Raw genomic sequence first — 6,175 nt, forward strand, 5'->3', positions numbered from 1 at the left:
GGGTATGACAGAAAGTTGATATTGCCTGTCTATCGGTATGGTTAAATGAGTTTTCGGGCATCAGCAGGATTCTGTTGCCTGAATGAGTATATTGAGCCGCGAAATGACTATTCTTTCCGGAATAGTTGCGTTACTCCGCATGTAACAGTTCAACGTAAAATGATAAAAGTTACCTTACCCATTCTAACGGCTTTTCTGCTGCTCTCCTGGAAAAGCATGGATACCAAAACCGTTTCGGAGACCTACCAACGCTCACACGCTGCCGACACCCTGCGAAACGCCTCCGCATGGCCCGCCGAACTAACCGTCGCTAACTTTGCGAGCGCGGACCTGACACCTAGCCCTGCCTGCCTGGCTGTGGCCCCGACGGGTGAGGTGTTTGTGGGTGTCGACAAGATCGGCTCATTGGGGAAAAAGCCCGGCCAGGGGGCTATTGTCCGCCTGGTTGATACAAACAATGATGGTAAGGTCGACCAGCATACTACGTTTGCCATGGTCGACAACCCGCGCGGTATAATTGCGAGGGGCGATCAGGTATTTGTCCTTCATACCGTCTTTTCGAAGGAAAGCGGCATCGCGACCGGCATGGATCTGGTTGTTTTTGAGGATAAAAATAAAGACGGTATTGCCGATGGACCGTCCCGTCCGCTGATTGAACATATCAGTAACCCGAAATTTCTGCAAAGCCGTGGAACCGACCACGCGACCAACGGTATCCGGATGGGTATTGACGGCTGGATCTATATCGCGGTCGGCGATTTCGGGTTTCATAACGCCATTGACCGGAGCGGTAAAAAGCTGACGATGCTGGGCGGCGGTATTCTGCGGGTTCGTCCGGACGGCACTGAAATGGAAGTTTTCAGCCATGGCTTACGGAACATCTATGATGTAGCCATTGATCCGTTCATGAACGTGTTTACCCGCGACAATACCAACGACGGCGGGGGCTGGAATATCCGGTTCAGCCACCAGATTCAGTCAGGAGAGTACGGTTATCCGATTCTGTTCAAGCATTTTACGGATGAAATTATTCCGGCGCTGGTTGATGTCGGAGGCGGATCAGGGACCGGGTCTTTGTTTATGAGCGACAACACCTGGCCGTCGCAGTATAATAATGTACCGATGATGGCAGACTGGGGTCGTAATCAACTGTACATTCACCGCGTTACGACAGACGGACCAACCTATACCCAGCAGGAAGAGGAGTTTATCAAGCTGGCTCAGATTACCGATGTCGATATTGATGCTTCGGGCCGCGTGTATCTGGCGGCCTGGGACGGTGCCGGTTATTCGGGAAACCCGTCGAAGGGCTTTGTTGTCAGGGTGGTACCAAAGAAATGGGCGTATAAGGCATTCCCGAACCCGCAAAAGGAATCGTTGAAGGAGCTGGGCAACTGGCTGGTATCCGGCAGTGCAGCCGCCCGGCTGGCAGCGCAGCAGGAATTGTTAATCCGTGACCCTAAAAAAGCAACGGAACTGGCATGGAAAATCGCAACGGACAAATCGGTAACTCCGGAAGGCCGTGTGGCGGCCATGTATACCTACGCACAGCTGTCGGGTGCTGAGGGCATTAACAACCTCATCACGCTTTCGCAGGAAGAAGCCATGCGCCCGTATGCTTTACGGGCGTTGACCGATCGCAGGGCAGTGGCCGGAAAAGTGCCGGCAGATGTGTTTCTGAAGGCCATGCAGGACCCAAGCGATAACGTTCGGATGGCGGCCATTATCGGTCTTGGCCGGATGGGTAAGCCCGAAGCAACAGCCGCCCTGTTGCAGGTAAAGGTGCCGGCGTCGTTTGTCGCTCCGGCATTGGGTACCGAAGGCCCGCACGCCACGCCAAATTCCGCGATCATTCTGCCGCACCTTGCCGTCCGCTCGCTCGTGAGTCTGCACGCGGTGGATGCCTGCGTAAAAGCCATTGATTCTCCGAATAGTACGCTGGCTCTCTGGGCCCTGCGCTACATGCACGACCAGAAAGCCGTTGACGGTCTTCTGGCTGCCTACAAAAAAGCAGCAAGTCCTGAGTTGAAGAAACAGATCATGGTGACGCTGGCGCGGCTATACAAAAAAGAAGCAGATTACGATGGTTCATGGTGGTGGAGTACCCGTCCGGATACGCATGGCCCGTATTACAAATCGGTTGAATGGGCCGCCTCTCCGGCCATTAAGTCGTTCCTGATTGACGAGTCAAAAGCAATCGGCGACAAAAAGTATTTTGTTGATTTGAACAGCCGTCTCCGGCTGGATATTCCTGAATTCGGGGTAGAGGAAGTGGCAGCGGTAAAAGAAGAAACGAAAATCGATCTTGAGAAAATCCGCAGCAAAAAAGGACAGATCGGCGAGTCGTCGATTGAAGATGTGATGCTGGCGATTGCCAGAATTCCGGGTGATGCAAAGCTGGGTAAAACCCTCTTTACGCAGCAAGGCTGTATTGCCTGCCATAGCCTGAGCCGCAACGAGCCGATGAAAGGGCCGTTTATGGGGCAGATTGGTTCGATCATGACCCGTGAGCAGATTGCCGAGTCGGTACTGAAGCCGAATGCGTCGATTTCGCAGGGCTTTGCTACCGTGATGATTACGGCCAAAGGCAAAAAGAGCTATACCGGTTTCGTCACCGAAGAATCAGCCAGCCGGCTGGTCCTGCGCGACATCACCGGTCAGGTGTATACCATCAAGGCATCGGACATTATTAAGCGCGAAGAACTCGAAACATCCATGATGCCTGCGGGCCTCGCCAATGCGTTATCGTATGATGAATTCGCATCTTTGGTTACTTTTCTGTCGCAGCAGAAAAAATAAGACGCACTTTATTTTAGTATTTTAAATAATTGTAAATCAACGAAAATGCCCGTCTGGCCGGATTAACCGGTTCGGCGGGCATTTGTCATTCTGAAATTTTACCGGTTAGTTTGTCCCGACGTTCTTTGCTTTCTGTCAAACGGGTTAACGGTTCTTCTGAGAGGTTCAGAAGATGAAAAAGGAATCGTGTGAGAATCACGAGCAGACGTTGCTACTGTATGTGACCATCGGAAAGGGTTTGTCCTCAATGTCCATTGCTACCCCTGAAGTAGTGAGAAGGATGACAGATACCGTCACAAGCCAGGAGACTTGCCATAACCTTGCTGATTGCGCCTACACGATCCCGGGCTCATCACGATTGACCTTCTTTTCTCTTCTCTCCACGCAGGGCGGGACAGGTGTGTCATGTCTAATGAAAACGGAATCGGGTTGGCGTATGGAGTTCGGCAACGAACGCGATCAATCACTTTTTCATTAAACACATGATCGCACACAACCTTGGCTATCCACGAATCGGTAGCCACCGCGAACTCAAACGGGCCTGTGAACAATTCTGGGCCGGCAACATCGATGTAAACCAGCTTGAAGCAACCGGCCGCGAAATCCGCCGGACCAACTGGCTTACCCAACACGCCGCAGGGATTGCACGGATTCCCTGCAACGACTTCTCGTTTTATGATCAGGTACTGGATATGTGCCTGACTACCGGCGCCATTCCGAAGCGGTTTACACCGTTGGCAGAACGACCGCAAACGGGAGCTCTTGACCTTTATTTTGCCATGGCACGCGGGTATCAGCAGCAGGGTTTCGACCTGAAAGCCATGGAAATGACCAAATGGTTTGATACCAACTACCATTACCTCGTCCCTGAATTTACCGCTGATCAGTCTTTTTCGCTGACCTCGGAAACGATTTTCAATGAATTTATTGAGGCACAGGGCATTGTAGGTACTGCGGCAAAACCCGTCCTGTTAGGGCCGGTTTCGTTTCTGCTGCTGGGTAAAGAAAAAGAAGCCGGCTTTGACCGGCTTGATCTCCTCGACCGCTTGCTGCCGGTGTATGAGCAAATCCTGATCCGGCTACAGGCCCTGGGCGCCGACTGGATACAGTTCGATGAACCGGTGCTTTCCCTCGACTTGACCACTAAACAACAAGCCGCCATTCAGCAGGTGTATGGCTGGTTCCATGAACAATTTCCGGCAATTAACGTCTTGCTGGCCAGTTACTTTGAATGCTACGGTGCTAACCTGGAAACGGTGCTGGCATTGCCGGTTTCGGCCATTCACCTTGATTTGGTACGCTGCCCGAGTCAGCTGGACGATATACTGAAAACAGATTTTGCACAACAGCAAACGCAGCTTTCACTTGGCGTGGTCGACGGCCGTAATGTGTGGCTCAACGACCTGGCAAACGCGCAGCAGCTCATTCAGCGGGCTGTGGATGCCCTGGGCAAAGACCGGATTCTGGTGGCTCCCTCATGCTCGCTTTTACACGTACCATGCGATCTGGACGCTGAAACGAATATAGACCCGGAAGTCCGGCAATGGCTGGCGTTTGCAAAGCAGAAACTGGCTGAAGTGTCAACACTTGTGACGTTGTTTGCCCATCCGGATGATGCGGCCGCTTTAGCGGTGCTTGCCCGTAATAAACAGCTGATTGCCAACCGCAGGCAGGCTGCCCGTATTCATAAGCCTGCCGTGAAAGAACGCGTTGCCAACCTGACCGCTGCTGATGCAGCCCGTAACAGCCCGTTTTCTGTCCGGCAACCGGTGCAGGCGCAGGCATTGGATTTGCCGCTTTACCCGACAACCACTATCGGTTCGTTTCCCCAGACAGAAAGCGTTCGGAGCTACCGCGCAAAACGGAAAAAAGGCCAGATACCCGTAGCTGAATACGATGCGTTTATTGAAACGGAAACCGAAGCGGCCATCCGCTGGCAGGAAGAAATCGGACTGGATGTGCTCGTACACGGGGAGTTCGAACGGAACGACATGGTTGAGTATTTCGGCGAGCTACTCGACGGGTTTATTTTCAGTGAAAACGGGTGGGTGCAGAGTTACGGCTCCCGTTGCGTAAAACCCCCGATTATCTACGGCGATGTTGAGCGGCCGGCACCGATGACCGTGCGCTGGTCGGCCTATGCGCAGTCACTGACCCCGAAACCCGTTAAAGGCATGCTGACCGGGCCGGTCACGATTCTGCAATGGTCGTTTGTCCGGGACGATCAGCCCCGCCGGGATACCTGCCTGCAGATTGCCCTGGCGATCCGCGATGAAGTAGTTGATCTCGAAGCGGCCGGCATCAACGTGATTCAGATCGATGAGCCGGCTATCCGGGAAGGGTTACCGTTGCGTCGTGAAAACCGGGAGGCATACCTGACCTGGGCCGTGGAGGCCTTCCGCGTATCGGCTTCGGGTGTGCAGGACCATACGCAGATTCACACGCATATGTGCTACTCCGAATTCAACGACATTATTGAACACATTGCGCGGATGGATGCCGATGTGATCACCATCGAGACATCGCGTTCACAGATGGAATTGCTGGATGCGTTTGCCGCGTTTAACTACCCGAATGAGATCGGACCCGGTGTGTATGACATTCACAGTCCGCGGGTGCCGACGGTGGCCGAAATGGTGGAACTACTGCAAAAGGCGTCCGGGGTATTGCCTGCCCGGAATATCTGGGTAAATCCGGACTGTGGCCTGAAAACCCGCCGGTGGCCGGAGACCAAACAGGCACTGATCAACATGGTTCAGGCGGCCCGGTCGGTCCGTGAAACAGTTACCGCCTTCGTTTAACCCATCTTACCCTCTGACTCTTTGCGGGTCAGAGGGTTTTTCTCCCCGGCAATATGCAAATCAAAGCGACCATCAGTCTGAAAAAATCGGATACCAATGGCCGGATTCCGGCGTCGATCCTTAACGAATTTGTCCTTTCGGAATTGTTGAACAAAGTCAGTCAATCGCTGCGTAACGAACTCCGAATTCATCAGCAAACAGACCCTGATGCGGCAGACAATGTCTTGTTCTCAACGGAGTTCACGATTAGTCACTCCGGGGATATGAATGGCTGACACGGTTTCCAGGCAACGATCAGACTACCCTTTTACTGATTCCGGACGTACTCAATCTGATATGATTCGGGGATTTTCGGAACGAGCACAAAATTACCGCGACCGTCGACGGGAGAGGCTTTGCGGCAATAATTTTCGGTAACCGTATACGTAATTTTCTTCGTGGCATCATCCCGCTTTACATCGTGGGTATACGTACTGCTGCTGCCGTGATTCACGGTTGAGAGGCCGAGCAGGTCATAGTTGGTAAAATCAATGGAATCCGGTTTGGCGGAGCAGCAGTTTTTGAACACACGGTTG

At 52.8% G+C, this 6,175-nt stretch carries 4 protein-coding genes and 1 riboswitch; of the genes, 3 read left to right on the forward strand and 1 reads right to left on the reverse strand.

Annotated elements, in window-relative coordinates; all coding sequences use genetic code 11:
* Positions 1-159 precede the first annotated feature (159 nt).
* The 3 genes from BLX24_RS29265 (at position 160) to BLX24_RS29275 (ending at position 5,875) form a co-directional block, all read left to right on the forward strand.
* The gene (locus BLX24_RS29265; protein WP_071506771.1) at positions 160-2,799 is read left to right on the forward strand and encodes a DUF7133 domain-containing protein; all 2,640 of its coding nucleotides are present in this window, start codon (positions 160-162) and stop codon (positions 2,797-2,799) included.
* Positions 2,800-2,930: 131 nt separating this feature from the next.
* Positions 2,931-3,130, forward strand: a riboswitch (cobalamin riboswitch).
* 151 nt (positions 3,131-3,281) lie between these two features.
* Positions 3,282-5,600, forward strand: coding sequence for a 5-methyltetrahydropteroyltriglutamate--homocysteine S-methyltransferase (gene metE, locus BLX24_RS29270; protein WP_071506772.1), 2,319 nt, complete (start codon positions 3,282-3,284; stop codon positions 5,598-5,600).
* A gap of 53 nt (positions 5,601-5,653) precedes the next feature.
* Positions 5,654-5,875, forward strand: a complete 222-nt coding sequence (locus tag BLX24_RS29275; RefSeq protein WP_071506773.1) for a hypothetical protein — start codon at positions 5,654-5,656, stop codon at positions 5,873-5,875.
* Between the two features lie 32 nt (positions 5,876-5,907).
* Here BLX24_RS29275 and BLX24_RS32960 read toward each other — a convergent pair.
* Positions 5,908-6,175: hypothetical protein (locus tag BLX24_RS32960; RefSeq protein ID WP_177225958.1), on the reverse strand; the 268-nt coding region annotated here is incomplete at its 5' end.

Origin of the sequence: Arsenicibacter rosenii (genome assembly GCF_001870735.1) — a bacterium.
Taxonomy (GTDB): Bacteria; Bacteroidota; Bacteroidia; order Cytophagales; family Spirosomataceae; genus Arsenicibacter; species Arsenicibacter rosenii.